Here is a 26,831-nt window from a genome sequence, read left to right as displayed (position 1 = left end):
AATGGGCGATTCCGCTGGCATGAGATGAGTTGATATCCAATAGTGCGTCCTGCCGATCATTTATACAGGACATAACGATGTTTAATTTGCCAGCCAGATGTTTAAAAGGTACATTTTACCTGTACATGTTTTATGTACCTTTAACGTAAAGGGCAAATAATTATGAAAGAATTTAACTACACCGATGCCCGTCAAAATCTAGCTGATGTTATTCAGATGGCTGCAGAGGGTGAGCCAGTCACCATTACCCGCCGGGGTAAAGCGCCAGCTGTGATCATCAGTGCAGAAGAATATGCGGCATTCCTCAAACACAAGCTTGACCGCGAATTCGAAGAAATGATGGGAGTTCATGGTGATGCGATACGTGCTTTGGCTGACAGATGAATGAATTAAAATTTATTTCCGCAGAGGAGATAATAGGTTTTCATGAAAGAATTCTAATGACGCCTCCGGGTGTACAAGGCTTTTCAGATCCGGGCAGGGTAGAAGCAATTATCTCAAGAGTTATCAATTTGCATGAATATGAAAGTATCAGCGATGTGATCACTTTGGGGGCAGCGCATTTGATTGCTGTGGCGCGAGGGCATGTTTTCACCGATGGTAACAAACGAACCGCGCTGATGGTCGTCCTGATTTTTCTCCGGCGTAATGGTGTGAGTCTGGTCAAAAGCGACTCACTCGTTCAGCTGACCGTTGATTGTGCTGAAGGTGCGGTTAACTTGCCTGAAGCCGCAGCGAAACTAAGATTACTGATTAACCATTAAAAAACCCGCTTTCGCGGGTTTTTGTGAGTCTGTGTTAAACCGGTTGTTCCGGGAATGTCAGCGTATTCCCCGGCGCTTCGCGGTTAATATGCAGGAAATTCAGATGGCGTTCGTACTGATCCAGAATGTCATTGATCACCTGATGTTTGGTGAAGTCCATCAGGTCATTGCCCTGCGTGCCTTCTAGCAGGAACGTCTCCAGCCGGTAATAGTGCGATTTCCCGGCGCGGGCGCGGTAGGTAAACGCCGGAACCGCGTAACGTACCGGCCAGATCTGGTACACAAAGTTCTGCTCTTCGCCCAGCGCCACCTGCAATTCCAGCGGCCCGATTTTTTCATCTTCCTGCGGCTCATGTTCGTTGAACGTGACTTTCGCGCCGCGCAATTCCAGTTCCTGCGCCACTTCCTGCATCGCCGGACGGCACACGGTATCCATCATTTTTTGTGTATGGCGCGTGCCCGGATAATTCATGACCCGTGAAAGGCGTTGCTTCCAGTTCAGCGCCGCGTCGCTCGTCGCCGGAAGCGGTGCCAGCGATTGCTGGGTGCTGGCGCGGCGGTAATCTTCCAGACGCAGGGATTTATACAGCCCGGCCATGATGAAGAAAATCACAAAACTGAACGGCAGCCCCATGATGACCGTGGTGTTTTGCAGTGCAGAAACGCCGTCGGTCATCAGCATGCCGAGCGTCAGCACGCCGATGGTGACTGACCAGAAAATCCGTAACCAGTTCGGCGCATCGTTGTTAATATCCGCCAGTTTTGAGGTGAAGTTCCCCAGTACCAGCGAACCGGAATCCGCCGAGGTGACATAAAACAGCAGGCCGGTGATGGTCGCGACAGACGCACTGAGCGTAAAGCCCGGATACTGCGCCAGCAGGCTGTAAACGCCGCGCTCAGGGTGCGAGATCACTTCGTTCGCAAAATCCAGATTGCCGTGCAGAATCTGATACAGCGCGCTGTTACCGAAAATCGACAGCCACAGCAGGGTGAAGACGAACGGGATGATAAGCGTCCCCAGCACAAACTGGCGGATGGTGCGGCCACGGGAAATACGCGCCAGGAACAGGCCGACAAACGGCGACCACGCCACCCACCACGCCCAGAAGAACAGCGTCCAGCTGTTCATCCACTCTGTCGGGCGGTCGAACGCAAAGGTGTTCAGCGTCATCCCCATAAACCGGTTGATGTAATCGCCGATATTCAGTACCAGCGCGTTCAGCAGGAATTCGGTGTTGCCGAAGAACAGCAGGAACAGAATCAGCCCCAGCGCCAGCAGCACGTTCAGCTCCGAAAGAATACGGATGCCTTTATTCACGCCGGACGTGACCGAGACCGTCGCCATGATCACCGACAGCAAAATCAGCGCTGCCTGCACGGTCAGGTTTTCCGGAATATGGAACAGCACTTTCAGCCCGTAGTTCAGCTGCACAACGCCGATCCCAAGCGTTGTTGCAATCCCAAAAATTGTCCCGACGACGGCGGCGATATCCACGCTGTGGCCGATAGGCCCGTTGATTCGCTTGCCAAAAATCGGGTAGAGCGCCGAACGGATGGTCAGCGGCAGGTTATAACGGTAGCTGAAATACCCGAGCGCGATACCCATCAGCGCGTACATCGCCCAGCCGGTCAGCCCGTAGTGAAACAACGTCCAGGTCATCGCCTGTCGTGCGGCTTCCAGCGTCTGGCCGTTGCCTTCCGGCGGTAACATGTATTGCGTTACCGGTTCGGCGACCGAGAAAAACATCAGGTCGATGCCGATCCCGGCAGCAAATAACATCGCCGCCCAGCTCATCATGCTGAATTCGGGTTTGGATTGTTCAGGGCCTAACTTGATCGAACCGAAGCGCGAGCAGGCTATGAACACTACAAACACGATGTACAGCGTCGCCGCCAGCATGTAATACCAGCCGAAGGTGGCGGATACCCAGTTGAGCGTCAGGCTGATCCATTTTCCCGATAAATCGGTGAAGAAAATGGTCATCAAAGTGAAGGCTAAAATCAGACCGGCGGAGGTGAAAAATACCACCTTGTTGAGCTGGTCACGTGGTTTCTCAGGTAATTTCTCTTTCGTATCGGCAATCGCCATCTTTTCCCCTGTCTTGTTAATTATTCACTGTTTTTCAATAAATTGGCGCTAAATTCATCTCAATAATCATACAAAATACTAACGTATTGGTAATAAAATATATGCATTTTTAATTGAACGTTCAATCAAAAAAAAGTTAAATAGGTGACGTCAGAGCGTTAACAAGGTTGGACGAAAGCGTAAAAAAACGGTTTTTTAAGCGCGTCTCAACCCGCTCATTTTCAGGAGCCGGATCCATGCCCAAAGTAGGAATGCAGCCCATCAGACGGCAGCAATTGATTGAGGCAACGCTGGCCGCAGTGAACGAAGTCGGGATGCACGATGCCTCGATTTCGCAAATTGCGCGCCGCGCAGGCGTCTCCAACGGCATCATCAGTCACTATTTTCGTGACAAGAATGGGCTGCTGGAAGCGACCATGCGCTATCTGCTCAGTCATCTGGGGGAAGGGGTGCAGTTGCGGTTGTCGCAACTGACGGATACCGCACCGACGGCGCGGCTGCATGCGATTGCAGAAGCCAATTTTGACGACAGTCAGACCAACAGCGCGGCGATGAAAACCTGGCTGGCCTTCTGGGCGAGCAGCATGCATCACCCGCAGTTGTACCGGCTGCAACAGGTCAACAGCCGCCGGCTCTATTCAAATTTATGTTCTGAATTCAGGCATTTTCTGCCCAAAGGCGAAGCGCGACTCGCGGCGCAAAGTACCGCTGCACTGATTGACGGCCTGTGGCTGCGCGGTGCGCTGAGCGGTAAGGAATTTAACCGCGCCGAGGCGATGCAAATTACCCGCCGCCACATTGAGTCGCAGCTGGTTACGCCGTAATTCACGCAGAGAATCCATCAGACCGCACAGACCGAGGAGAGATTTATGTCCCGCTACGGCAAGCAAAAACTTTATATCAACGGGCATTTTCAGGACAGTACCGGGGATGACACCTTCGACGCCGTGAATCCGGCCAATGGCGAAGTGATTGCGCAGGTGCAATCCGCCACGCACGCAGACGTTGATCTGGCGGTGAAAGCCGCGCAAAAAGGCCAGAAAGTCTGGGCAGCGATGACGGCCATGAGCCGTTCGCGCATCCTGCGCCGTGCGGTAGATATTCTGCGCGACCGCAACGATGAGCTGGCGGCGATAGAAACCGCCGACACCGGTAAACCGCTGTCCGAAACGCTGGCAGTAGATATCGTGACCGGCGCAGACGTGCTGGAATACTACGCCGGATTAATTCCTGCCATCGAAGGCCAGCAGATCCCGCTGCGCGATTCTTCCTTTGTCTACACCCGCCGCGAACCGCTGGGCGTGGTGGCCGGGATCGGCGCGTGGAATTACCCGATTCAGATTGCGTTGTGGAAATCTGCACCCGCGCTGGCGGCCGGTAACGCGATGGTCTTCAAGCCAAGTGAAAATACGTCACTGACCGCACTGAAACTGGCGGAAATTTACACCGAAGCCGGCGTGCCGGACGGCGTATTCAGCGTCGTCACCGGTGCGGCAGACGTCGGGCAGGCATTAACGGATCATCCTGACATCGCCAAAGTGTCTTTCACCGGCGGCATCAAAACCGGCAAGAAAGTGATGGCCAGCGCGTCGGCATCGACCCTGAAAGAAGTAACGATGGAACTCGGTGGCAAATCTCCGCTCATTATTTTTGACGACGCGGATCTCGATAAAGCTGCCGACATCGCCATGATGGCGAATTTTTACAGCTCGGGGCAGGTCTGCACCAACGGTACGCGCGTATTCATTCCGAAATCGCTGCACAAAGCCTTCGAAGCCAAAGTGCTCGAGCGCGTGAAACGCATTCGTTTGGGTGATCCGACGGATGAGAACGTCAACTTCGGCCCGCTGGTCAGCTTCGCGCACATGGAATCTGTGCTGCGTTATATCGAAAGCGGTAAACGCGAAGGCGCAACGCTGCTGACCGGCGGCGAACGCGTCACCACCGGCGACTTTGCCCGTGGCGCTTACGTTGCCCCGACGGTCTTTACCGACTGCCGAGATGACATGCTGATCGTCCGTGAAGAAATCTTCGGGCCGGTGATGAGCATCCTGACCTATGAGAGCGAAGAAGAAGTGATCCGCCGCGCCAACGATACCGAATACGGTCTGGCCGCCGGGCTGGTCACGCAAGATCTCAACCGCGCGCATCGCGTGATCCACAAGCTGGAAGCCGGGATTTGCTGGATCAACACCTGGGGCGAATCCGCCGCAGAAATGCCGGTGGGCGGTTACAAACATTCCGGCGTCGGGCGCGAAAACGGCGTCACCACGCTTGAGCATTACACCCAAATCAAATCCGTGCAGGTCGAACTGGGCGAATTCAGCTCAGTCTTTTAATCCGCCGCAACAGAGGAGATTTTAATGGATTACGATTACATCATTATTGGTGCCGGTTCTGCCGGCAACGTACTCGCCACCCGACTGACCGAAGACAGCGCCGTCAATGTACTGCTGCTCGAAGCCGGTGGCCCGGATTATCGTCTGGATTTCCGCACGCAGATGCCTGCCGCACTGGCTTTCCCGTTGCAGGGGCGTCGTTATAACTGGGCGTATGAAACCGACCCGGAGCCGCACATGAACAACCGCCGTATGGAATGCGGACGCGGCAAAGGGCTGGGTGGTTCGTCGCTGATCAATGGCATGTGTTACATCCGCGGTAACGCGATGGATTTCGACAACTGGGCAAAAGCGCCGGGGCTGGAAGACTGGAGTTATCTGGATTGCCTGCCGTATTTCCGCAAGGCAGAAACCCGCGATATCGGCCCGAATGATTTTCACGGTGGCGATGGCCCGGTGAGCGTCGCGACGCCTAAAAAAGGCAACAATCCGTTATTCCACGCGATGATTGAAGCGGGCGTTCAGGCCGGTTATCCGCGCACTGACGATCTGAACGGGTATCAGCAGGAAGGTTTTGGCCCGATGGACCGGACCGTTACGCCGAAAGGTCGACGCGCCAGTACCGCTCGCGGTTATCTTGATCAGGCAAAACCGCGCGCGAACCTGACTATCGTCACGCACGCCATGACCGACAGAATCCTCTTTGAAGGCAAACGCGCCGTTGGCGTCAGCTATTTCAAAGGTGACGGCGATAAAGCGGTGAAGGCCAAAGCGAAGCGGGAAGTGTTGCTGTGCAGCGGCGCGATAGCCTCTCCGCAAATTCTGCAACGTTCGGGCGTTGGCCCGGCAGAATTGCTCAATAAGCTGGATATTCCGGTGGTGCATGATTTGCCGGGCGTCGGCGAGAATTTGCAGGATCACCTGGAAATGTACCTGCAATACAGCTGTACCCGGCCGGTTTCACTGTATCCGGCCTTGCAGATGCACAATCAGCCCGCGATCGGTGCGGAATGGTTGTTCAAAGGCACCGGCGTTGGCGCGAGTAATCAGTTCGAAGCGGGCGGCTTTATCCGCAGCCGTGAAGAATTTGCGTGGCCGAATATTCAGTATCACTTCCTGCCGGTGGCGATTAACTACAACGGCAGTAACGCGGTGAAAGAGCACGGTTTCCAGGCGCACGTAGGCTCGATGCGTTCACCGAGCCGCGGACGCATACAGGTGAAATCGAAAGATCCGCATCAGCATCCGAGCATTTTGTTTAACTACATGGCGAGCGAGCAGGACTGGCAGGAATTCCGCGATGCGATCCGCATCACGCGTGAAATCATGGCTCAACCGGCGCTGGATGCTTATCGTGGCCGTGAAATCAGCCCGGGCAAACATGTGCAGACCGACGAAGAGCTGGACGCGTTTATCCGCGAACATGCGGAAACGGCGTTCCACCCGTCCTGTTCGTGCAAAATGGGCACCGACGACATGGCGGTAGTGGACGGGCAGGGACGTGTTCACGGCACCGAAGCGCTGCGTGTGGTCGATGCTTCCATCATGCCGCAAATCATCACCGGCAACCTGAACGCCACGACGATCATGATCGCCGAGAAGATTGCCGACAAAATCCGCGGACGTCAGCCTTTGCCGCGCAGCACGGCGGATTACTACACCGCAGGCGACGCGCCGGTACGCACCGGACCATTAAAAAAATCTGCCTGAATGTTTTTACAGGCTGGTTACAAATAGCCTTTAAGGCATGATACAAAGAGATATTCTTCGGGATATCTCTTTTTTTTTTGCAGCCAGATAACGGCGAATTCAGGTAAGGGCGGGGCATCTATTCATGAGCGAATCTTCTTCTCTCCACTGGCAGGATTATCATCACAGCGAACTTAACGCCGCGCAGATTTACGCCATTCTGGCCCTGCGCAGCGAAGTGTTTGTGGTTGAGCAAGCCTGTGTTTATCAGGATATCGACGGGCAGGATCTGGCTGGTGAAAACCGTCATATCGTTGCATGGCTCGGCGGGAAACCGGCGGCGTATGCGCGTATTTTGCGTCATGAAGATGACGTCGCCATCGGACGTGTGATCGTCGCGCCTTCCGCCCGTGGCCTGAAACTGGGCTACCAGTTGATGGAACAGGCGCTGGCGGCGTGCCAGAAACACTGGCCGGGCGAGCGGATTGCGATTTCCGCGCAGGCGCACTTACAACAGTTTTACGGCAGACTGGGGTTTGTGGCGTATACGGAGATTTATGATGAAGATGGGATCGCGCATGTAGGGATGGAGTTTAAGGTTTAGTTTTCAATTTCAACTTCAACTTTAAGGTCAAAACCGTGGGCGTCGGCCCACACCAACGTCAAGGTCGTGGGCATCGGCCCACACCGACCAAAGACCCGGTAACGCGCGGGTCTCTGGACTCTGCGCTTTTTTAACTGCGCGCTACCGCTTGATGGCTATGTTTCAGGTGCCACAGCTATTGCCGCAAAATCCCGCCGCTGCGCGGTTCCCTCCTCTCGGGTTACAAACCGCGCGAACAGATACGCGGTTTTCCACCTCTCGCTACGGCGTGATTTTTGAAAGCGGCTGGGGGCTTATCTAAATTCAAAGGTATCCTGTTTTCATACTTAATTTCTGGTGAAACCGCCTGTTCATTTTTTAAAAAACAATTAGCGGTGAGGTTGTGAATTAGAAAGCTTGTGGCCGCTTTCAAAACGACGTTGAGAGAGTGGTGAGAAACAGCGAGAGTGTTTTTTCGAGCCGGTTCGAACCCGAAGCGAAAGAACCGCGCAGCGGCGGCGTTTGCGGCACTCGCCGGAGTTGCTGAAACAATGCCAACGAGCGGTAGCGCGCAGTGAAAAGACGCGAGAGATCCAAGAGAGGCCCGTCCTGGCCTCTTTTGGGCGGTTTCGGCACGATGAATTAAGTGATCACCGCTCATGAGAAACCGAAATTTTCTCGATCAAATATGAAATCCCCGGTGCAGCCGCCTCATTCCCAATAAGCTGGCTCCCCAAACTTCTCCACCAGATAATCAATCACCACCCGCACCTTAACTGAAGCCCTGCGGGCATTCGGATACAACGCCGAGATAGTCTGTGGTTCCGGCGACGTGGAAACCTGGTACTCAGGCAATACGCTCACCAGAGTTCCGGCGCGCAGCGCATCGCCAATCAGCCAGGTTGGGAAAACCACTAACCCCATTCCGCCGATGGCTGCCTGCGTCAGGGTTTCAGCGTTATTGCTGGTGAGAGCGCCGCGCAGGTTCCATGAACGCCATTCTTTTTCCGGCTGGCGGAAGTACCAGCGCTGGGAACCGGCAAACCCTTTAAAAACCAGACAACTGTGGTTTGAAAGATCGTCCGGCGTAGCAGGAATGCCCGCACGGGCGAGATATGCCGGGCTGGCGGCGAGACGGAAATTCTGGTGCCCGAGCGTTCGTGCCTGAAGGGTGGAATCGGCCATGACGCCAATCCGGATAAGAAGATCGACGCTGTCCTGCAACGGATCGATGAAATCATCCGTCTGCATCAGTTCGATGTTCAGCCGGGGAAAACGCGTACTCAGTTCCGCCAGCCAGGGCGCAACATGACGCTGACCAAAAACTACCGGCGCATTAATTCGTACCAGCCCGCCCGGTTCGCTGCTTTGTTCCTGTAAATCCTGCTCGGCGAGATCCAGCTGCGTCAGCACCTGACGCGCATGCTCCGCCAGTAACTTTCCGGATTCTGTCGGGCTGACCGCCCGCGTGTTGCGGTACAGCAACTGCGTCTGTAAAGCCTGCTCCAGCTGGGCAATAACGCGTGAAACCGTGGACGGTGACATCGCTTCGCGTCGCGCCACTTCGGAGAAATTCCCCTGGTCGAGCACCGCCACAAACAGGCGCAAAGACTGGATGTTGATCTGATTGAAGCTTTTCATCTGTGCGATTCCTGCAAAGGTATTTTCCTGATTGTGCTGTTTTTCGCATAACGTTGTCACGCTATAGTCGCCGCTTCTTAAATACCGGGCAGTAAAAATAATGAGAACAGGGCAATGATGAATCTGATGTTAATTCCGCTGGTCGTTCTGGCGGGGATGGGGCTTTCACTGGAGGCGGGGCTTATCGGCCCGCTGGGAACAGAAGTCGGGCACTTATGGGCGACGCTCAGCATTTTTGGCGTCGGCGCGGTGCTGACCGGTTTACTGGTGCTGTTTTTCAGCCCGCGGAATGCGCCTTCTTACACTCAGCAACCCGGCTGGCAACTGCTCGGCGGCGTGCTGGGGCCGGTGTATGTCGTGGTGCTGACTATTGCGACACCGGTGATTGGTATCGGGATGACGATGATCGCGATTTTGTCCGGGCAGGTGGCGAAAAGTGTTCTGATCGACCATTTCGGCTGGTTTGGCACACCGCATAAAAAAGTGGGCGGTGAACGCCTGCTGGCGCTGGTGTTTATTGTTGCTGCACTTGTTCTGATTGCCTGGGGTTAACCAATGACTGAAATGATTATGATTGTTCTGGCTATCGTGGCCGGTGCGGCGCTGAGTATGCAGGCGGCGGTAAACGGGCAACTGGGCGAAAAGGTCGGCGTCCTGAAAAGCGCATTTCTGACGTTCAGCGTCGGCGCGGCCATCACGGCGGTGCTGATTCTGTTTCTGCAAACGCCGCAGCAGGCAACGTTGCTCACCGTACCCAAATGGCAGCTAATGGGCGCGTTATTTGGTGTGCCTTACATCATTGTGATGGTGACAGCCGTGCCGCGGGTAGGGACGGCGGTCGCTACGGTCGCCGTGATTTTAGGGCAACTGGCGATGGGAATGCTCATCGACAATTTCGGCTGGCTGGATAACCCGCAAATCGCGCTGTCATGGCACCGTCTCGCGGCGATCCCCTGCCTGATTATCGCACTGGCGCTTATTTACCGGAGCAACCGGAAAGCAGCATAAGAACGTGAGTGCGGCGATTTGCCTCATGCCTTGTTACTGGCAAACTCACTATTGCAGACGCGGGTCAAACATCATGGGCTCGCGTTCTACGGAATCCAGCAACTGTGCGAAATCGGGATGCTGCGGATTGAGCAGCACGTTATATTCCGTCGGGACTATCACTGACGGAACCCTCAGCCCGACGTATTCACCGTCTGCCAGCCACGCTTCACCCTGACGCTGCGTGCTGTCCGGCGGGGAAGGGCTGCGCCAGTCAGCCGCCAGTTCGTCGACTTCTAAAGTATCGAGCTGCGCTTGCGTCACTTCAATACTGAGCAGTGTGTACGAATGCATCAGCATACTGTTTTGCAAATGCACCAGTATTTCCAGAATCGCCAGCGAAATGCTGGTGGTCAGATAAACCACTGGCCTGCCGGGCGGGTTCCAGCGGCCGCCGTAAATCTGGGCTCCGGCACCCGTCCAGGCTGTGGCTAAATGCTGCGTCTGAATAATGCGGAACAGCTTCAACTGAAAACCCCGTGCTGAAGACGGCCAATCAGCCGGTTCACTTCAACGGCTCCCGATTCGGAAGATAAAAGCTCCAGCGGCTTTGAACCCGCCAGCGCAGGGGCCGGGCGGGTTATCCAATCCAGTGCCGCAATACGATCGCCTTCAAACAGATCCGTCGCCGCATCGATGGTGCGCACCAGCCGAGCAACGCGCTCGCTTTCATCGCTTTTCAGCAATCCGTTTCCCGCTTTACGCCGCGCATAATTGCGTTCGTTAATTCCCATTATTTCCAGCAAAACCATTTTCGGCCACCCAAGCTCTGTGTTCAGTCGGTTGATACTATCAACCGGAAATCCTTTCTGTATGGCATTTAGCAAACTGATTCCGCTGCCTGCGGGAAGCCCCGCAGTTTGCCAGAGCGGCGTTACAGGCTCTTTCATTTGTCTGGAAGACAGCCCGGTAGTTTTTGAATTCATAATCCTGGCCTCCACACCGTTAATTGTCATTACTATATCATGACAATTAACGGTTTGTTGGTTTTGTAACCATTTTTTCTTTTACAGTGCTGACATATGAATGAAATCACCGTGAAACATAAATGTGATCAATGTCACATTAAGGATGTATCAGAATGAAACAGAAATTGACAAACCTTGACCAAATCTATTTATTAGCTAAGAAAAGTCGACTCTTGTAGGAAGTAACTGGAAATTGCGGGTTTTTTGCACTATGTGCAGCAATCGGTTGCGGATCACAGTTTTAGGGTTTGTTTTATGCAACGTCTGAAAGTGGCAAGGCGTTGTCCCACCCCCGCTTCTGGTAAAAATATGAAAAATAAAATTATTGCAGCAGGCGCTTTGATGGCTTTGTCCTACAGCGCGACCGTGCTCGCTGATGATAGCAAGGGCGAATTTGTTTCTGACTGGTGGCACCAGAGTGTCAACGTTGTAGGGAGCGCCGACACCCGTTTCGGACCAACGCTGCGTAACGACGTTTACCTTGAATATGAAGCGTTTGCGCACAAAGACTGGTTTGATTTCTACGGCTATATCGATATCCCTAAAACCTTCGGCGCAGGTAACGGCAACGACACCGGTATCTGGGATAAGAACGGTTCTCCGCTGTTTATGGAAATCGAACCACGCTTCTCTATCGATAAGCTGACCGGCACTGACCTGAGCTTTGGCCCGTTCAAAGAATGGTACTTCGCGAACAACTATATCTACGATATGGGCCCGGACAGCGATAACCGTCAGAACACCTGGTATATGGGTCTGGGGACCGATATTGATACTCATCTGCCGATGAGCCTGTCCCTGAACGTGTATGCGAAATACCAGTGGGAAAACTACGGTGCGGCGAACGAAAACAGCTGGGACGGCTACCGTTTCAAAGTGAAATACTTCGTTCCTCTGACGCAACTGTGGGGCGGTAACCTGAGCTACATCGGGTTCACCAACTTTGACTGGGGCTCCTCACTGGGCGATGACGATTTCCGTGACCTGAACGGCAATAAAGCGCGTTCAAACAACTCTATCGCGTCCAGCCACATCCTTTCATTGAACTACACGCACTGGCATTACTCGTTCGTGGCGCGTTACTTCCACAACGGCGGCCAGTGGGCTGACGGCGCTGAGCTGAACTTCGGTAACGGTAATTTCGATGTGAAATCTACCGGCTGGGGTTACTACGGCGTGATCGGTTACAACTTCTGATTTCAGTTGTTAACCAGAGAAAACCCGGCTGATGCCGGGTTTTTTGCATTTCTGACCCTCTGATAATCCTTCGCATGACACACTTTTTTAGCTATTGAGTGAAAAATGAACACAACTACAGGCGATCCCATCGCGCCGTTGTGGCATAATGCGCGCCAAATCACATTTCCCAATGAAGAGCGAGCGTTGTGCTAAGTACTTACAACATCACCATGCAATTCGGCAGCAAGCCGTTATTTGAAAACATTAACGTCAAATTTGGCGGCGGTAACCGCTATGGCCTGATTGGCGCGAACGGTTGTGGTAAATCCACTTTCATGAAAATCCTCGGTGGCGATTTAGTGCCATCCGGCGGCAACGTGGTTCTCGACCCGAACGAGCGTCTGGGTAAACTGCGCCAGGATCAGTTCGCATTCGAACAGTTCAGCGTGCTGGACACCGTGATCATGGGCCACACCGAATTGTGGGAAGTGAAGGAAGAGCGCGACCGCATTTATGCAATGGCAGAAATGAGCGAAGAAGACGGCTACAAAGTGGCTGATCTGGAAGTCGCTTACGGCGAGATGGACGGCTACAGCGCCGAATCCCGCGCCGGTGAACTGCTGCTGGGCGTTGGCATTCCTGTTGAGCAACATTACGGCCCGATGAGCGAAATCGCACCGGGCTTTAAACTGCGCGTATTGCTGGCTCAGGCGCTGTTCTCTGACCCGGAAATTCTGCTGCTCGACGAACCGACGAACAACCTGGACATCGATACCATTCGCTGGCTGGAGCAGGTGCTGAACGAGCGTAACAGCACCATGATCATCATTTCGCATGACCGTCACTTCCTGAACATGGTGTGTACGCACATGGCGGATCTGGACTACGGCGAACTGCGCGTTTATCCGGGTAACTACGACGAATACATGACGGCGGCAACGCAGGCTCGTGAACTTCTGAGTGCTAATAACGCCAAGAAAAAAGCGCAAATTGCCGAGCTGCAATCCTTCGTCAGCCGCTTCAGCGCCAACGCCTCCAAATCTAAACAGGCGACTTCCCGTGCCCGTCAGATTGATAAAATTCAGCTCGACGAAATCAAAGCGTCCAGCCGCCAGAACCCTTACATGCGTTTTGAGCAGGACAAGAAATTGTTCCGTAATGCGCTGGAAGTGGAGAAAATCACCAAAGGTTTCGACAACGGTCCGCTGTTTAAAAACCTGGGCCTGATGCTGGAAGTCGGCGAGAAAGTCGCGATTTTGGGCGCCAACGGTATCGGTAAATCGACCCTGTTGAAAACGCTGGTCGGCGAGCACGAGCCGGAAAGCGGTTCAGTTAAATGGTCTGAAAACTCAAAAATCGGTTACTACGCGCAGGATCACGAATATGAATTCGACGATACCCTGAACGTTTTCGACTGGATGAGTCAGTGGAAATCCGAGAAAGACGACGAGCAGGCTGTGCGCGGTGTTCTCGGGCGTCTGCTGTTCGGTCAGGACGACATTAAGAAGAAAGTGAAAGTGCTTTCCGGTGGTGAGAAAGGTCGTATGTTATTCGGGAAACTGATGATGCAGCGTCCTAACATCCTGATCATGGATGAACCAACCAACCACCTGGATATGGAATCTATCGAGTCACTGAACATGGCGCTGGAAATGTACGAAGGCACGCTGATCTTCGTTTCCCACGACCGTGAATTCGTCAGCTCGCTGGCGACGCGTATTCTGGAAATGACACCGACCCGTGTCATCGACTTCTCCGGTAACTACGAAGATTACCTGCGTAGTCAGGGCATCAACTAAACCTCGTCATCCTTCAAGCTGCCTCTGCTGCGTTGGCTGTCTTCGCGAACCCCGGTCACATACTGATGTATGCTCCCGGGGATTCACTCAGTTGCCGCCTTGATGCAACCCGAATGATTTAGAGGTTGGTATTATTAAAAAACCGTCATTATCCGGCGGTTTTTTTGTGTCTTAAATCTGAGAATCAGCAACCCCCGCAAACCTCGCAATCCGGGTCTTTCATCAGGTTCATCTGGCGAAATTGCAGCGTCATGGCGTCGTACATCAGCAGTTTTCCGCGTGGCGTTTCGCCAAAGCGGGTCAGCAGCTTGATGGTTTCCATCGCCTGTAAGCTGCCGATGGTGCCGACCAGCGGTGACATCACACCGGCTTCGACACAGGTCAGTGCGTTTTCGCCAAACAGGCGGCTCAGACAGCGATAGCACGGCTCGCCGGGCTGCCACGTAAACACGCTGAGCTGGCCTTCCATGCGGATGGCAGCACCGGACACCAGCGGTTTTTTCTGCGTAAAACATTGCTGATTGAGCTGATTCCGGGTCGTGACGTTGTCGGTGCAATCGACGACGACGTCGCAGGCGGCAATCAGTTCGCGCAGCATTTGGTCATCGGCCAGTGCATCAACCTGATTCAGCTGAATGTGAGGGTTAATTGCCGCCAGCGCCAGCGCGGCGGATCCCACTTTTGACATGCCGATTCTGGCGTCGGTATGCAGCGTCTGGCGCTGTAAATTGGACAGCGAAACGGTGTCGAAATCCAGCAATGTCAGCGTGCCTGTTCCGGCGGCTGCCAGATATTGCCCCGCCGCACAGCCCAGACCGCCCAGACCGACAATCAGCGCGTGGCTGGCTTTCAGCTTTTCCTGCGCATCAAAATCAAACCCTTTCAGCACGATCTGGCGGTTATAACGCAGGGTTTCGGCGTCCGTCAGTTCCGGCAGCGTCGCCATGATCAGCTCCGAAGCAGGGCGTTGAAAGGTTCGATTTCCACGATTTCACCTGCTGCGACGTTTTCGCGCTCGCGTTCGAGCACCACAAAGCAGTTTGCCAGGCTGAACGAACTGAAAACGTGCGAGCCCTGATGGCCGGTGGTGCGCACTTCAAGCTGGCCTTCGGCGTTCGTGCTGAAAATACCGCGCTGGAAATCGAGGCGCCCGGCGGATTTCTTCAGCGGCGTCACAGCTTTCGCTTTCAGACGCGGCGGAAACTGCCAGGCGGTGTGGCCGGAAAGTTGTGCAATAAATGGCTGTACCAGCTGATAAAACGTCAGTGCAGCAGAAACCGGATTACCCGGCAGGCCGCAGAACCAGCTGCCCTGCAATTTGCCGAAGGCGAACGGTTTGCCCGGTTTCATCGCCAGTTTCCAGAAACCAATCTCACCCAGTTCATCGAGCATTTGCTTGGTGTAATCAGCTTCGCCAACGGAAACGCCACCGCTGGAAATCACCAGGTCGGCAAACGCATTGGCTTCTTCAAAGGCTTTGCGCAGCGCCTGCGGGTTATCGCGGATAATCCCTAAATCCAGCACCGTGCAGCCGAGTTGCTCGAGCATCAGGCGTACGGCGAAACGGTTGGTGTCGTAAATCTGGCCTTCCTCTAACGGCGTGCCGACGGGTTGCAGTTCATCTCCGGTCGAAAATACCGCGACTTTGAGCGCTTTCCAGACGTTAACTTCCGTCACACCCAGAGAGGCCAGCAGCGGTAATTCTGCTGCGCCGAGGCGCACACCGGCAGGCAGCACGCTGTCGCCTTGTTTGATGTCGTCGCCGGTCAGACGGATATTCTGGCCTTTTTTCACTCCGGCGGTGAAGTGCACGCCAGCTTCTGAGACTTCGGCCTGTTCCTGCATGATCACCGCGTCGGCACCTTGCGGAACCGGTGCGCCGGTCATGATGCGGATACAGGCTCCGGCAGGCCATTCACCGTGGAAAGGCGCACCGGCAAAGGCTTTACCTGCCACAGGCAGAACGGCGTCCGTGTGCAAATCGGCGCAGCGCACGGCGTAACCGTCCATCGCTGAATTATCAAAAGGTGGGACGAAAACCGGGGATTTCACCGGCGTGGCGGTAATGCGGCCTGCGGCGGCGGCAAGCGGGAGATATTCTGCATCTTTCGCTGTTTTGGACGGGACATAGGCGCGCATTTTTTCCAGCGCTTCTTCCAGCGAGATCAGACCGGCAGTATTGAATTCCATGAAAATTCCTTTGAGGTTCATCCCGGCGGAACGGGTGTTTTCACCGGAACCGGGCGGGGAATTGGAGCATGGGCATAGTATGACAGAGAAATGCGGTGAACCAAAAATTGCCGAAGGCGTAAAAACTTCGTGGGGATTCCTGAAAAATTGAGATCGATCCCAAAATTAACAATGTAACGCAGGTATCATGGTTTCCGTTATTTGTGATGATCATCACATAACTGTCATTTAAACAGGAATAACCCGTGCTTAAAAAAAATCGCCATCAGGCCATCCTTCAGCTGGTTGAACAGCATGAAGTGTTACAGGTTAGCGAACTGGCACAATCGCTGGATGTGAGTCTTGAAACCATTCGTCGTGACCTGAGTGAAATGCAGGATAAAGGGTTGATTCTGCGTCGTCACGGCCGCGCCCGTCGTCTGGTTGCTCAGCCTGAAACATCCTGGCTCAACAGTTTGCAGCGCTGCCCGCAGCTTTAATCACGGCAGTGAAATAAGAATAGGGAAGGCTCCGCAGAGTCTTCCCTTTTTTATGCTTATTTTTAGGGTTTCAGGTAGAAAAACGTGCCGTTAATACAGTGACTCGGATAGAATCTCGGCCAAAATATCCTTATTTATTATATGGAATCTCTACTGATGGACGAGTCACAAACTAAATTGGGCAATTCGCTACTTTGCCTGGGAATGTTTTTTCTGTGGTACATGATTTCATTTGCCATTGCGTTGTTTCCTTGGGCGAAAATGCTCACTGAAACGGGCTATGACCTGGTGATATTCCATTTAAGCGAGGCGTTGCTGATGGGGTATTTGCTGATGCGTTACCGCCGTCACGGGCTTGATGTCAATCTGGGTTCACCGAGCCGCAGTATGTTCATACATTTTGTTCTTGCGACACTGGGGCTGATTTGCGTTTCGCAGTTCTTCGCAACTCAGGAACCCTGGGTGGCGGATTATCTGAAGTTTTCCAGCACAGCAGATATGACCCTAATTTTGACTCTGCTGGTGATTGCTCCGATTGGAGAAGAAATTGTTTTTCGCGGTTTTTTCCTGCAAGCATTTCTCTTGTGGGGCGGCAAAGTCGCCAGCGCCGGTATTGTTATTAGTGCTGCATTTTTTACCATGATTCACTGGCAGTATTCAGACCCCGTAACGTTCGTGAGTCTTTTTATGATTGCCGTATTGCTGGCTTATGCACGGATCAAAAGTGGCGGCTTAATGCTCCCAGTCATTCTGCATATGTTACTTAACAGTATTTCGCTAGGAACTATGTTGTTCCTCTAGATTTCCAGAGCACAATATAAGAATAGGGAAGGCTCCGCAGAGTCTTCCCTTTTTTATGCACAGTACTTAAGTAAATCAGTGCGCCGGTTGCTGCTCCAGCGCTTCGGCTTTGCTGTTGACTGAGGCAAAAATCAGCGCCGCCAGCAGGAAGACATAGGCGATGGTCGCGGTATTCAGCGCCCAGAATAACCCGTACTGACTGTACACCAGCGACGACAGCGTGGAGAAAATCAGCGTCCCGATAGTGCCGATAGTCAGCAGGGCAGACGTCAGCGTTGGCGGAGAGTTTCTGACCTGCAAACTGCCGTAGCTCATGATGCCGGAGAACAGGCCGGAGTTGCAGAAGCCAAACAGACCGGCGCAAATCAGGATAAGCATCGGATTCCCGCTGTTGGCCGCCACGGCCAGACTCACAAGGCCGACGCCCGCTGAAACCAGCAAATAGGTGCGCAGTTTCACGAAGCGAACGGTGAATTGGTTCACAAACAGGCCGATGGATTTCACCGTCCAGTAGGTTGTGATGTAGAACGCCGCGCGGTCAGCCGCCATCCCGAAATGCTCTTTCAGCCAGCTTGGCAGCCACATGGTGAACACCGGTTCTGCCAGCAGGAAAGCAAACAGCGCGAAGCACAACACCCACACCGAAAAGCCCCAGCGGTCGTGCTGCGGACTGGTGGATGATTTTTTCTCAGTGGCCTGTGGAATAGACGGGAATTTCTGCCCGACGCACAGCACGATCATCATCAGGCTTAGCACCGCCATGACGCCGTACATCGCCAGCCAGCTTGCGCCGTGCTGGAATAAATACCCCAGCAGCAGGGACAGAATCACGCCCGCCAGTGCAAAGAAGAAATCGGTAAGAATCAAATTCGCCGAGCGTTTTTTCGGATCTTCGTTAATGCGCACCACCAGATAGCTGCCGATGGACATCATGATGCCGGACGCCGCGCCAATCAGGAAAACGCCGATGCCGAACATTGTGATAGTCGGCATCAGGAACAGCGCGATGCAGGTTAGCACTGACACCGTTGAGCCAGTAATCAGCTGCTTACCCAGATTGAATTTGCGCATCAGCACGCCGCTTATCATGATCGGCAGGAACAGGCCGATGTTCATCAGCGTAAACATCTGCCCGATAAATGCGGGGTCTTTGCCAAATGCCTGTGACACGGGGCCGATCACGATACCCAGCGTTGAAACCAGCGCGCCGGTGAAGAAATAGCTCAGCCAGGAAATCATATTGATTCGCTGGCGGTTGAATGCCTGTTCCATAGACGTCCCTTATTTTGCAGTCGCTGAAAGGTCAGCGAAGAAGGCGCGGATCAGCCGCGTGAAATCGCCCACCGCCAGTTTTGCGCAGCTCAGGGTTTGTTCGTGGGAAAGCGGTGTGTCGGATAAACCTTCAGCAAAGTTAGTCATGGCAGAAACCGCCAGCACTTTGAGGCCGCAGTGACGCGCTGAAATCACTTCCGGCACGATAGACATGCCGACGACGTCGCAGCCGAGAGTTTGCATCATGCGGATTTCCGCAGGTGTCTCGAAGTTCGGGCCGGTGTAGGCGGCGAATACGCCTTCTGCCACGTCGATGCCCAGTTTGCCGGCGACAGCGTGAAGCTGTGCGCGCAAATCTTTGTCATAAGCGTTTGCCAGGCTGAAAAAGCGCGGGCCGAAACGGTCGTCATTCGGGCCTGCCAGCGGGGATTCCGGCATAAAGCTGACGTGGTCGGTGAGCGCAACCAAACGGCCTGGTGCGACTTCTTTGCGCATGGAGCCGGCGGCGTTGGTTGCCAGCAGGAATTCACAGCCCAGCAGTTTGAAGGTGCGCACCGCACTGGTCATCACTGACATACCGTGGCCTTCATACATATGCCCCCGGCCTTTCATACACATCACCGGCACGCCTTCGAGATGGCCCAGAACCAGTTCACCGGCGTGGCCGACGACGCTGCTTTGCGGGAAGCCCGGCAGGTCGTGGTAAGGAAGGGTAATCGCGCCCTCCATATCGTCACACAGCGTGCCAAGGCCGGAACCTAAGATAAGCGCGGCGCGCGGAATAAAGCCCGGAGCACGCTGGCGGATAATTGCTGCACAGTCAAACGCGTTGTTATTGAGCATGATCACTTCTCTCATTATTGACAGTAGGGTTGAGTTGAAGGCAATGCTAGGGTGAGCGGCCTGTGGCGTCTAATACCGTTCGCCGCGGGGATTTATAGTCAAAATCTATAAATCCAATACGCTAATATTTAAGGGGAAATAAATGTTTCCGGAGAAAATGTGACGCGACCATTCACCGATTCAGTTTTCGATCTTGGCCAGATTAACCTCCGCCTGCTGCATTACTTCCGTGTCGTGGCCGAAGAACTGAGTTTCAGTAAAGCCGCGGTGCGGCTCAATATGTCGCAGCCGCCGCTGAGTCTGCATATCAAAGAGCTGGAATATCTGCTCGGTACGCCGCTGTTTCTGCGAACCACGCGTTCCGTGTCACTGACACCCGCCGGCGCGGCGCTGATGCGCGAAGCAGGGCTGATGCTCGACAGCATCAACCGTTCCTTGCATCAGGTGCGCAAAATCGGCCGGGGGGAAATCGGGCATATTCAGTTCGGTACGGTGGGCACCGCCGCCTGGGGGCCGCTGATGCCGGTGCTGAATAATTTCGGCAAACATGCGCCGGAAATCAGCTGGTCAATTACCGAACTGACGCCGGTTCAGCAAATTGACGCATTGCAGCTGCAAAGGATTGATATCGGTATCTGGCGCGAGGCAAAGCTGGCGCTGCCGCAGGGGTTATCGAGCAAGCTGATGGGGCGTGAGAACGTGGCCGTGGCACTGTCAGAAAACCATACGCTGGCGGCCAGAAATAGTGTGGCGCTCAGCCAGCTGGCGAATGAAGATTTCATTCTGATGCCGATGAACACGTCGAGTCTGGGCAGTTATTTGTATTCGATGTGCCGTCAGCACGGTTTTCTGCCGCAGGTGAAACAGCAGGTGAATGAGCCGCAGACCGCGCTGGCGCTGGTGGCGAACGGTTACGGGATTACGCTGTTGCCGGAAAGCTATGCGCGGATCCACTGGCCGGGAGTACGTTTTTGCGCACTGACGGAAATGCTGCCTGCCGATCTTTACGCCATTTATCAGGCGGATTCGGTGACACCGGCGGCGGCGCGTTTTCTTGATCTGCTCTGATCCATTTCGCTTCTGACAAATTACCGTCAATAAAAAAAGCCGCAGAAATTTTCCCGCGGCTTTTTAACAACTTAGTCTGGCATTCAGCCGGCAGACATTTCGCGATGAATCTTTTCTGCTTTGCTGCGGATACCGGCAATAATCACCGCCAGCACCAGAAGAACGTAAGAAACGGTAGCGATATTCAGCGCCCAGAACAGGCCGTATTCGCGGTAAATAAATGAAGAGAACGACGCGAAAATCAGCGTGCCAACTGACGCGGTGGTCAGCAGGGCAGAGGTCAGCGTTGGCGGTGAGTTTTTCACCTGCAGGCTGCCGTAACTCATCAGGCCGGAGAACATTCCGGAGTTACAGAAGCCGAACACGCCCACCGCGACCATGACCAGGCCCGCGTTTTCGCTGTGAGTTACCACGCACAGGCTGATTAAACCAATAACTGCAGAGACAAACAGGAACGTGCGCAGTTTGACGAAACGCACGGTGAACTGGTTGAGGAACAGGCCAATCGCTTTCACCATCCAGTAGGTGGTGATGTAAATCGCGGCGCGGTCAGTGTCCAGACCGAAGTGCTCATGCAGCCAGCTTGGCATCCACAGGGTGAAAACCAGTTCGCTGAAGACGAAGGCAAACAGCGCAAAACACAGTACATACGCGGCAAAGCCCCACGGCTCTTTCGCTTCACGATCCTGTTTTGCCACCGCTTCCGGTTTAGCGACAACCGGGAATTTCTGGCCCACGCACAGCAAAATCATCAGCACGCTCAGGGTGCCCATAATACCGTACATCGCCAGCCAGCTTGCGCCATGTTTGAACAGGAAACCGAGTACCAGCGACAGCGTCATGCCGGACAGCGCAAAGAAGAAGTCGGTGAAAATCAGGTTGGCAGAACGCTTTTTCGGATCATCGTTGATGCGCACAACCAGATAGCTGCCGATAGACATCATCAGGCCCGCCGTCGCACCAATCAGGAATACTCCGACGCCGAACAGTGTGATGGACGGCATCACGAACAGGGCGATACAGGTCAGAATGGTGATAATTGAACCGGTAATCAGCTGCTTACCGAGATCGAACTTACGCATCAGGATGCCGCTAATCATGATCGGCAGGAACAAACCGATGTTCATCAGTGAGAACATCAGGCCGATAAATGCAGGCTCTTTATTGAAAGCGGTCGCCACCGGGCCGATGACAATCCCTAAAGTGGAAACCAGCCCACCGGTAAAGAAGTAACTTAGCCACGAGATCACGTTGATCCGACGGCGGTTATAAACAGTTTCCATAACTGATTTCCTAAAAATAAAAAATATAAGAAGGCCACAGTAAGCTTTGCCAGAGGTGCTTATATCTGCGGTTAGGACGTTTATTATTCCTGTTCTTTAACGGTTTGTCTTGGACGTTTATTCAATCTTCGTATTTGATTTTCTTAAACAATCTAAGCAATTAGCGCGTTTTTGTAGTTTTACATTTCTGCTTTACATACTGTAGTGGGCTAAATATAGTCAAAAAACAGGGCAACATCACTTTCTGTATACATAAATACAACAACTCAGGGTGCAGTTCTAATGAGTTCTTCTACTGATAATTCAGCGAGTTCCGTTTCGGACAAGAAGCGTCCGGTCATTGCCATTCACGGTGGTGCCGGGGCGATTACCCGCGCAGCAATGAGTCGTGAAAAAGAACAACATTATTTAGCCGAGCTGGAACGTATTGTTGCCAGCGGGCAGGCCATTCTGGCGGCGGGCGGCAGCGCACTGGATGCGGTCACTGAAGCGGTGCGTTTACTGGAAGAATGCCCGTTATTTAATGCCGGAAAAGGTGCCGTTTTCACGCATCAGGGCACGCATGAGCTGGATGCCTGCATCATGGATGGCCGCACGCTGGATGCCGGTGCCATCAGCTGCGTTAATCATATCCGCAACCCGATTCTGACCGCGCGCAAGGTGCTGGAAAACAGCCCGCATGTCATGTTTACCGGCGCGGGTGCGGAAGCGTTTGCCCGCGAGCACGGGCAGGAAATGGTTGCGCCGGAATTCTTCTACACGCAGGAACGTTTCGAACAGTTGCAGCGCGCGATTGCGGCAGACGGCGGCGTGATGCTCGATCACGACGGGGCGTCCCTGAATGCTCAGCCGTCTGGCGACCCGATCGATCCGGAACATAAATTTGGTACCGTCGGTGCGGTGGCGATGGACGCGCAGGGCAACCTGGCAGCGGCGACATCCACCGGCGGCATGACCAACAAACAGGCCGGACGCGTCGGCGACAGCCCGATTATTGGCGCAGGCTGCTACGCCAGTAATAACTCCGTGGCGATTTCCAGCACCGGCACCGGCGAAGTCTTTATGCGCACGGTCGCGGCGTATGACGTCGCGGCATTGATTGAATATGCCGGTTTAACGCTCGAAGAAGCCACGCACAAAGTGGTGCAGGAAAAGCTGCTGCCGATGGGCGGGAGCGGCGGAATGATCGCCATCGACCGCTTTGGCAACGTCGTTTTGCCATTTAACAGCGAAGGCATGTACCGCGGATTTGCCCGCGTGGGTGACGCCCCCGTTGTCAGTATTTACCGATGAGCAGCCCGGTTATTTTGCCGCCCGACCATGTGCTGGCCGTCAGCCAGCTCAGCGTTCAGTTTTCGCATGAAGGGCAAATTATTCCGGCTGTGAATAATCTCAGCTTTCAGGTCAGGCGCGGCGAAACGCTGGCCATTGTCGGCGAGTCGGGTTCCGGTAAATCGGTGACGTCGCTGGCGCTGATGCGGCTGGTGGAGCAGGGCGGCGGGCAGATTTCTCAGGGCGACATGCTTTTTCGCCGCCGAAATGCCGAAGTTGTAGATTTAATGGCGGCGTCGCAATCGTCCATGCGCAGCCTGCGCGGTGCCGATATTGCGATGATTTTTCAGGAGCCGATGACCTCGCTCAATCCTGTGTTTCCGGTGGGCGAGCAAATCGCGGAATCCATCCGCCTGCATCAGAACAAAGACAGCCGGGCTGCGCGCGCCGAAGCGTTACGGATGCTGGATCTGGTGCGCATTCCTGAAGCCCGAAACATTCTCGACAGTTATCCGCATCAGCTTTCCGGCGGCATGCGCCAGCGGGTGATGATTGCGATGGCGCTGTCGTGCAAACCCGCGCTGCTGATTGCCGACGAACCGACAACGGCGCTGGATGTCACCATTCAGGCGCAGATTTTACAGCTCATCCGCGTTCTGCAAAAAGAGATGCAGATGGGCGTGATTTTTATCACTCACGATATGGGCGTGGTGGCTGAAATTGCCGACCGCGTGCTGGTCATGCATCAGGGCAATAGCGTGGAAACCGGCGACGTGGGCGCGATTTTCCGTGCGCCGCAACAGCCCTATACCCGCTCGCTGCTGGCGGCGGTGCCAAAATTAGGTTCGATGGCCGGTAAACCGTTGCCCGCGCGTTTCCCTGTGCAGGAGCAAAAAGAAAGTGACCCTGAACTGGTGCAGGACACCCTGACGCCGGGTGCGCCGCCGGTTTTGCAGGTTCGCGATCTCGTCACGCGTTTTGATCTGCGCAGTGGCATTTTCAACCGCGTGACACGCCGCGTTCATGCCGTGGAAAAAGTCAGCTTTGACTTACATCCGGGCGAAACGCTGGCGCTGGTGGGCGAGTCTGGCTGTGGGAAATCCACCACCGGTCGCTCGCTGCTGAAACTGGTGAAAAGTCAGGGCGGCACGATTACGTTTAACGGCCAGGTGCTGACCGATGTCAGCGGCAGTGCGCTGCAACACCTGCGGCGCGATATTCAGTTTATTTTTCAGGATCCGTATGCTTCGCTCGATCCGCGCCTGACGGTGGGTTATTCCATTATGGAACCGCTGCTGGTGCACAATGTGGCGAAAGGCGCAGAGGCCGAGGCGCGCGTCGCCTGGCTGCTGGAAAAAGTCGGGCTGCTGCCGGAACACGCGCAGCGCTATCCTCACGAATTTTCCGGCGGTCAGCGTCAGCGGATTTGTATTGCGCGCGCGCTCGCGCTCAATCCGAAAGTGGTGATTGCGGATGAATCCGTTTCCGCCCTCGATGTGTCTGTCCGCGCGCAAATCATTAATTTGCTGATGGATTTACAGAAAGAGTTCGGGCTGGCGTTTTTGTTTATTTCGCACGACATGGCGGTCGTCGAGCGTATCAGTCATCGCGTGGCGGTGATGTATCTCGGGCAAATCGTTGAAATCGGCACGCGGCGCGCGGTGTTTGAAAATCCGCAGCACGCGTATACCCGCAAACTGATGGCGGCGGTGCCCGTGGCCGATCCGGCGCATAAAAGAAAAGAACAGGCCTTGCTGGTGGATGAAATCCCCAGCCCGATCCGTGCGCTCAACGACGAGCCGCTGGTCGCCCCGCTGGTGCAGGTCGGCGAAGGGCATTTTGTCGCCCGGCACGCTATCGCGGGGCTTTACTGATTTTTGTGGTGGCTTGTTTTTTAAGCGCCAATTCTTTGTAAGACAAACGGGTAAGACAGGAAAAGGAACTGACATGAATCAGCAGAAACGTAAAGGTAAGAACGTGATCCGCCAGGCCGTGCTCGCTGCCGCTATTTTCGGTTCGCTGGCCTCAGCCTCCGCATGGGCGGCGAAAGACGTAGTCATCGCCGTAGGCTCTAATTTCACCTCGCTTGATCCTTATGATGCCAATGACACGTTGTCTCAGGCCGTGGCCAAATCCTTCTATCAGGGGCTGTTTGGCTTCGATAAAAACATGAAGCTGGAAAACGTGCTGGCAGACAGTTACACGGTCAGCAAGGACGGCCTGGTTTACACCATCAAGCTGCATCCTGGCGTGAAATTCCAGGACGGCACCGATTTCAACGCGGCGGCGGTCAAAGTTAACTTTGACCGCGCCAGCAATCCTGACAATCACCTCAAACGCTACAACCTGTTTAAAAATATCGCCAGCACGGAAGCGGTAGACGACACCACGGTGAAAATCACGCTGAAAGAACCGTTCTCGGCGTTCATTAATATTCTGGCGCACCCGTCGGCGGTGATTATTTCCCCTGCGGCGCTGACCAAATACGGCAAAGATATCGGTTTCCATCCGGTGGGCACCGGCCCGTATACGCTGGATCAGTGGAACCAGACCGATTTTGTGAAAGTGAAAAAATTCGACGGTTACTGGAAAAAAGGCGAACCTAAACTCGACACCATCACCTGGCGTCCGGTTGTCGATAACAACACCCGCGCTGCGATGCTGCAAACCGGTGAAGCCGATCTGGCGTTCCCGGTGCCGTACGAACAGGCAGCGCTGCTGGAGAAAAACCCGAAACTGGATCTGGTCGCCGCGCCGTCAATTTTGCATCGTTACATCAGCTTTAACGTCACGCAAAAACCGTTCGATAATGTGAAAGTGCGTGAGGCTATCAACTACGCCATCAACAAACAGGCGCTGATTAAAGTCGCGTTTGCCGGTTACGCCGTGCCTTCCGAAGGGCCATTGCCGCAGGGGATTGAGTACGCCGCGAAATTCAAACCATGGCCATACGATCCGGCAAAAGCCAAACAACTGCTGAAAGAAGTGGGTTATCCGGACGGCTTTACCACCACGCTGTGGTCTTCTCATAACAACAGCACCGCGCAGAAAGTGTTGCAGTTCACGCAACAGCAACTGGCGCAGGTGGGCATTAAAGTCACCGTAACCGCGATGGATGCCGCGCAGCGTGCGGCGCAGGTCGAAAACGTCGGGCAGAAAGACGCGGGGATCCGGATGTTCTATACCGGCTGGTCGGCGTCAACCGGCGAAGCTGACTGGGCGCTGTCGCCGCTGTTCTCAACCCAGGCTGCGCCACCGAAGCAGTTCAACACCGCGTTCTACAGCAATGCGCAGGTGGATAAAGATTTGTCCGACGCGCTGAAAACCACCGACAAAGCCGAGAAAGCCAAACTGTACGCCGATGCCCAGAAACAAATCTGGACCGACGCGCCGTGGGCATTCCTGGTGACTGAGCGTCTGGTTTCTGCCAACAACAAACGTCTGACAGGTTTCTATGTGATGCCGGATACGGCATTCAGCTTTGATGATGCAGATGTGAAATAATATGCGGTGAAGCTTTCAGGG

General features: G+C 54.2%; 25 protein-coding genes. 16 read left to right on the top strand and 9 right to left on the bottom strand.

What is annotated here, in order from left to right; genetic code table 11:
* Positions 1-162: 162 nt before the first annotated feature.
* Together CWS43_RS05955 and CWS43_RS05950 are read left to right on the top strand one after the other, a co-directional pair.
* Positions 163-384 (top strand): type II toxin-antitoxin system Phd/YefM family antitoxin, encoded by a 222-nt coding sequence (locus CWS43_RS05955; protein ID WP_101076002.1) that lies wholly within the window; start codon positions 163-165, stop codon positions 382-384.
* The gene (locus tag CWS43_RS05950; protein ID WP_101076001.1) at positions 381-764 is read left to right on the top strand and encodes a type II toxin-antitoxin system death-on-curing family toxin; all 384 of its coding nucleotides are present in this window, start codon (positions 381-383) and stop codon (positions 762-764) included. Before CWS43_RS05955 ends, CWS43_RS05950 begins: the two co-directional genes overlap by 4 nt.
* A 34-nt stretch (positions 765-798) precedes the next feature.
* Here the strand turns inward: CWS43_RS05950 and CWS43_RS05945 are convergent, their stop codons facing one another.
* Entirely contained in the window at positions 799-2,853 is a 2,055-nt protein-coding gene (locus CWS43_RS05945; protein WP_101076000.1) for a choline transporter, read from the bottom strand.
* A 236-nt stretch (positions 2,854-3,089) separates the two neighbouring features.
* On the opposite strand from CWS43_RS05945, the gene betI reads away from it, so the two are divergent.
* From betI to CWS43_RS05925, 4 genes are all read left to right on the top strand, one after another.
* Positions 3,090-3,677: a transcriptional regulator BetI gene (betI, locus tag CWS43_RS05940; protein ID WP_101075999.1), complete on the top strand. Its 588-nt coding sequence runs from the start codon at positions 3,090-3,092 to the stop codon at positions 3,675-3,677.
* A 45-nt stretch (positions 3,678-3,722) separates the two neighbouring features.
* Positions 3,723-5,192 (top strand): betaine-aldehyde dehydrogenase, encoded by a 1,470-nt coding sequence (gene betB / locus CWS43_RS05935; protein WP_101075998.1) that lies wholly within the window; start codon positions 3,723-3,725, stop codon positions 5,190-5,192.
* Between the two features lie 24 nt (positions 5,193-5,216).
* Positions 5,217-6,902 (top strand): choline dehydrogenase, encoded by a 1,686-nt coding sequence (gene betA / locus CWS43_RS05930; protein ID WP_101075997.1) that lies wholly within the window; start codon positions 5,217-5,219, stop codon positions 6,900-6,902.
* Between the two features lie 124 nt (positions 6,903-7,026).
* Positions 7,027-7,485, top strand: coding sequence for a GNAT family N-acetyltransferase (locus CWS43_RS05925; RefSeq protein WP_101075996.1), 459 nt, complete (start codon positions 7,027-7,029; stop codon positions 7,483-7,485).
* 690 nt (positions 7,486-8,175) lie between these two features.
* Here the strand turns inward: CWS43_RS05925 and CWS43_RS05920 are convergent.
* On the bottom strand, positions 8,176-9,105 hold the full coding sequence (locus CWS43_RS05920; RefSeq protein ID WP_101075995.1) for a LysR family transcriptional regulator: 930 nt from the start codon (positions 9,103-9,105) through the stop codon (positions 8,176-8,178).
* A 117-nt stretch (positions 9,106-9,222) separates the two neighbouring features.
* Between CWS43_RS05920 and CWS43_RS05915 the strand changes: the two genes are divergently transcribed.
* Together CWS43_RS05915 and CWS43_RS05910 are read left to right on the top strand one after the other, a co-directional pair.
* A complete protein-coding gene (locus tag CWS43_RS05915; protein ID WP_101076459.1) occupies positions 9,223-9,657 on the top strand; it encodes a DMT family transporter in 435 nt (144 codons plus the stop codon).
* Positions 9,658-9,660: 3 nt separating this feature from the next.
* Complete coding sequence (locus CWS43_RS05910; protein WP_101075994.1) at positions 9,661-10,113, top strand: DMT family transporter; 453 nt, start codon at positions 9,661-9,663, stop codon at positions 10,111-10,113.
* 48 nt (positions 10,114-10,161) lie between these two features.
* On the opposite strand, the gene CWS43_RS05905 is transcribed toward CWS43_RS05910, so the two are convergent.
* Complete coding sequence (locus tag CWS43_RS05905) at positions 10,162-10,620, bottom strand: RES family NAD+ phosphorylase (RefSeq protein WP_101075993.1); 459 nt, start codon at positions 10,618-10,620, stop codon at positions 10,162-10,164.
* Entirely contained in the window at positions 10,617-11,078 is a 462-nt protein-coding gene (locus CWS43_RS05900) for an antitoxin Xre/MbcA/ParS toxin-binding domain-containing protein (RefSeq protein ID WP_101075992.1), read from the bottom strand. The genes CWS43_RS05905 and CWS43_RS05900 overlap by 4 nt, the downstream gene beginning before the upstream one ends.
* Positions 11,079-11,429: 351 nt before the next feature.
* Here CWS43_RS05900 and CWS43_RS05895 point away from each other — a divergent pair, with 351 nt between their 5' ends.
* Together CWS43_RS05895 and CWS43_RS05890 are read left to right on the top strand one after the other, a co-directional pair.
* Positions 11,430-12,317 carry a nucleoside-specific channel-forming protein Tsx gene (locus tag CWS43_RS05895; RefSeq protein WP_101075991.1) on the top strand — a complete coding sequence of 296 codons (888 nt, stop codon included), beginning with the start codon at positions 11,430-11,432 and terminating at the stop codon, positions 12,315-12,317.
* Positions 12,318-12,505: 188 nt separating this feature from the next.
* Positions 12,506-14,098: an ABC-F family ATPase gene (locus CWS43_RS05890; protein ID WP_101075990.1), complete on the top strand. Its 1,593-nt coding sequence runs from the start codon at positions 12,506-12,508 to the stop codon at positions 14,096-14,098.
* Positions 14,099-14,282: 184 nt separating this feature from the next.
* Here CWS43_RS05890 and moeB read toward each other — a convergent pair whose 3' ends face one another.
* Both moeB and moeA read right to left on the bottom strand, forming a co-directional pair.
* Complete coding sequence (moeB, locus tag CWS43_RS05885; RefSeq protein WP_101075989.1) at positions 14,283-15,044, bottom strand: molybdopterin-synthase adenylyltransferase MoeB; 762 nt, start codon at positions 15,042-15,044, stop codon at positions 14,283-14,285.
* Between the two features lie 2 nt (positions 15,045-15,046).
* Positions 15,047-16,288, bottom strand: a complete 1,242-nt coding sequence (gene moeA, locus CWS43_RS05880; protein ID WP_101075988.1) for a molybdopterin molybdotransferase MoeA — start codon at positions 16,286-16,288, stop codon at positions 15,047-15,049.
* 245 nt (positions 16,289-16,533) lie between these two features.
* Between moeA and CWS43_RS05875 the strand changes: the two genes are divergently transcribed.
* Both CWS43_RS05875 and CWS43_RS05870 read left to right on the top strand, forming a co-directional pair.
* Positions 16,534-16,767: a DeoR family transcriptional regulator gene (locus tag CWS43_RS05875; RefSeq protein ID WP_101075987.1), complete on the top strand. Its 234-nt coding sequence runs from the start codon at positions 16,534-16,536 to the stop codon at positions 16,765-16,767.
* Between the two features lie 156 nt (positions 16,768-16,923).
* Positions 16,924-17,568 (top strand): CPBP family intramembrane glutamic endopeptidase, encoded by a 645-nt coding sequence (locus tag CWS43_RS05870; protein ID WP_157825354.1) that lies wholly within the window; start codon positions 16,924-16,926, stop codon positions 17,566-17,568.
* Between the two features lie 75 nt (positions 17,569-17,643).
* Here CWS43_RS05870 and tsgA (CWS43_RS05865) read toward each other — a convergent pair whose 3' ends face one another.
* Complete coding sequence (gene tsgA / locus CWS43_RS05865) at positions 17,644-18,840, bottom strand: MFS transporter TsgA (protein WP_101075985.1); 1,197 nt, start codon at positions 18,838-18,840, stop codon at positions 17,644-17,646.
* Positions 18,841-18,849: 9 nt separating this feature from the next.
* Positions 18,850-19,683 (bottom strand): xanthosine phosphorylase, encoded by an 834-nt coding sequence (gene xapA, locus CWS43_RS05860; protein WP_101075984.1) that lies wholly within the window; start codon positions 19,681-19,683, stop codon positions 18,850-18,852.
* Between the two features lie 159 nt (positions 19,684-19,842).
* Here xapA and CWS43_RS05855 point away from each other — a divergent pair, with 159 nt between their 5' ends.
* Positions 19,843-20,751, top strand: a complete 909-nt coding sequence (locus tag CWS43_RS05855; protein ID WP_101075983.1) for a LysR family transcriptional regulator — start codon at positions 19,843-19,845, stop codon at positions 20,749-20,751.
* A gap of 83 nt (positions 20,752-20,834) precedes the next feature.
* On the opposite strand, the gene tsgA (CWS43_RS05850) is transcribed toward CWS43_RS05855, so the two are convergent.
* Positions 20,835-22,034 (bottom strand): MFS transporter TsgA, encoded by a 1,200-nt coding sequence (gene tsgA, locus CWS43_RS05850; RefSeq protein ID WP_101075982.1) that lies wholly within the window; start codon positions 22,032-22,034, stop codon positions 20,835-20,837.
* 282 nt (positions 22,035-22,316) lie between these two features.
* On the opposite strand from tsgA (CWS43_RS05850), the gene CWS43_RS05845 reads away from it, so the two are divergent.
* The 3 genes from CWS43_RS05845 to gsiB all read left to right on the top strand — a co-directional run bounded on the left by CWS43_RS05845 (position 22,317) and on the right by gsiB (position 26,810).
* Positions 22,317-23,327, top strand: a complete 1,011-nt coding sequence (locus CWS43_RS05845) for an isoaspartyl peptidase/L-asparaginase family protein (RefSeq protein WP_101075981.1) — start codon at positions 22,317-22,319, stop codon at positions 23,325-23,327.
* Positions 23,324-25,180, top strand: a complete 1,857-nt coding sequence (gsiA, locus tag CWS43_RS05840) for a glutathione ABC transporter ATP-binding protein GsiA (protein WP_101075980.1) — start codon at positions 23,324-23,326, stop codon at positions 25,178-25,180. Before CWS43_RS05845 ends, gsiA begins: the two co-directional genes overlap by 4 nt.
* 73 nt (positions 25,181-25,253) lie before the next feature.
* Positions 25,254-26,810, top strand: a complete 1,557-nt coding sequence (gsiB, locus tag CWS43_RS05835) for a glutathione ABC transporter substrate-binding protein GsiB (protein WP_101075979.1) — start codon at positions 25,254-25,256, stop codon at positions 26,808-26,810.
* Positions 26,811-26,831: the final 21 nt, after the last annotated feature.

This window comes from Rahnella sp. AA, assembly GCF_002834385.1.
In the GTDB taxonomy this organism is placed as follows: Bacteria; Pseudomonadota; Gammaproteobacteria; order Enterobacterales; family Enterobacteriaceae; genus Rahnella.
The sequence above is the reverse complement of the archived record's forward strand: the minus strand, read 5'-3'. Positions and strand labels throughout refer to the sequence as shown.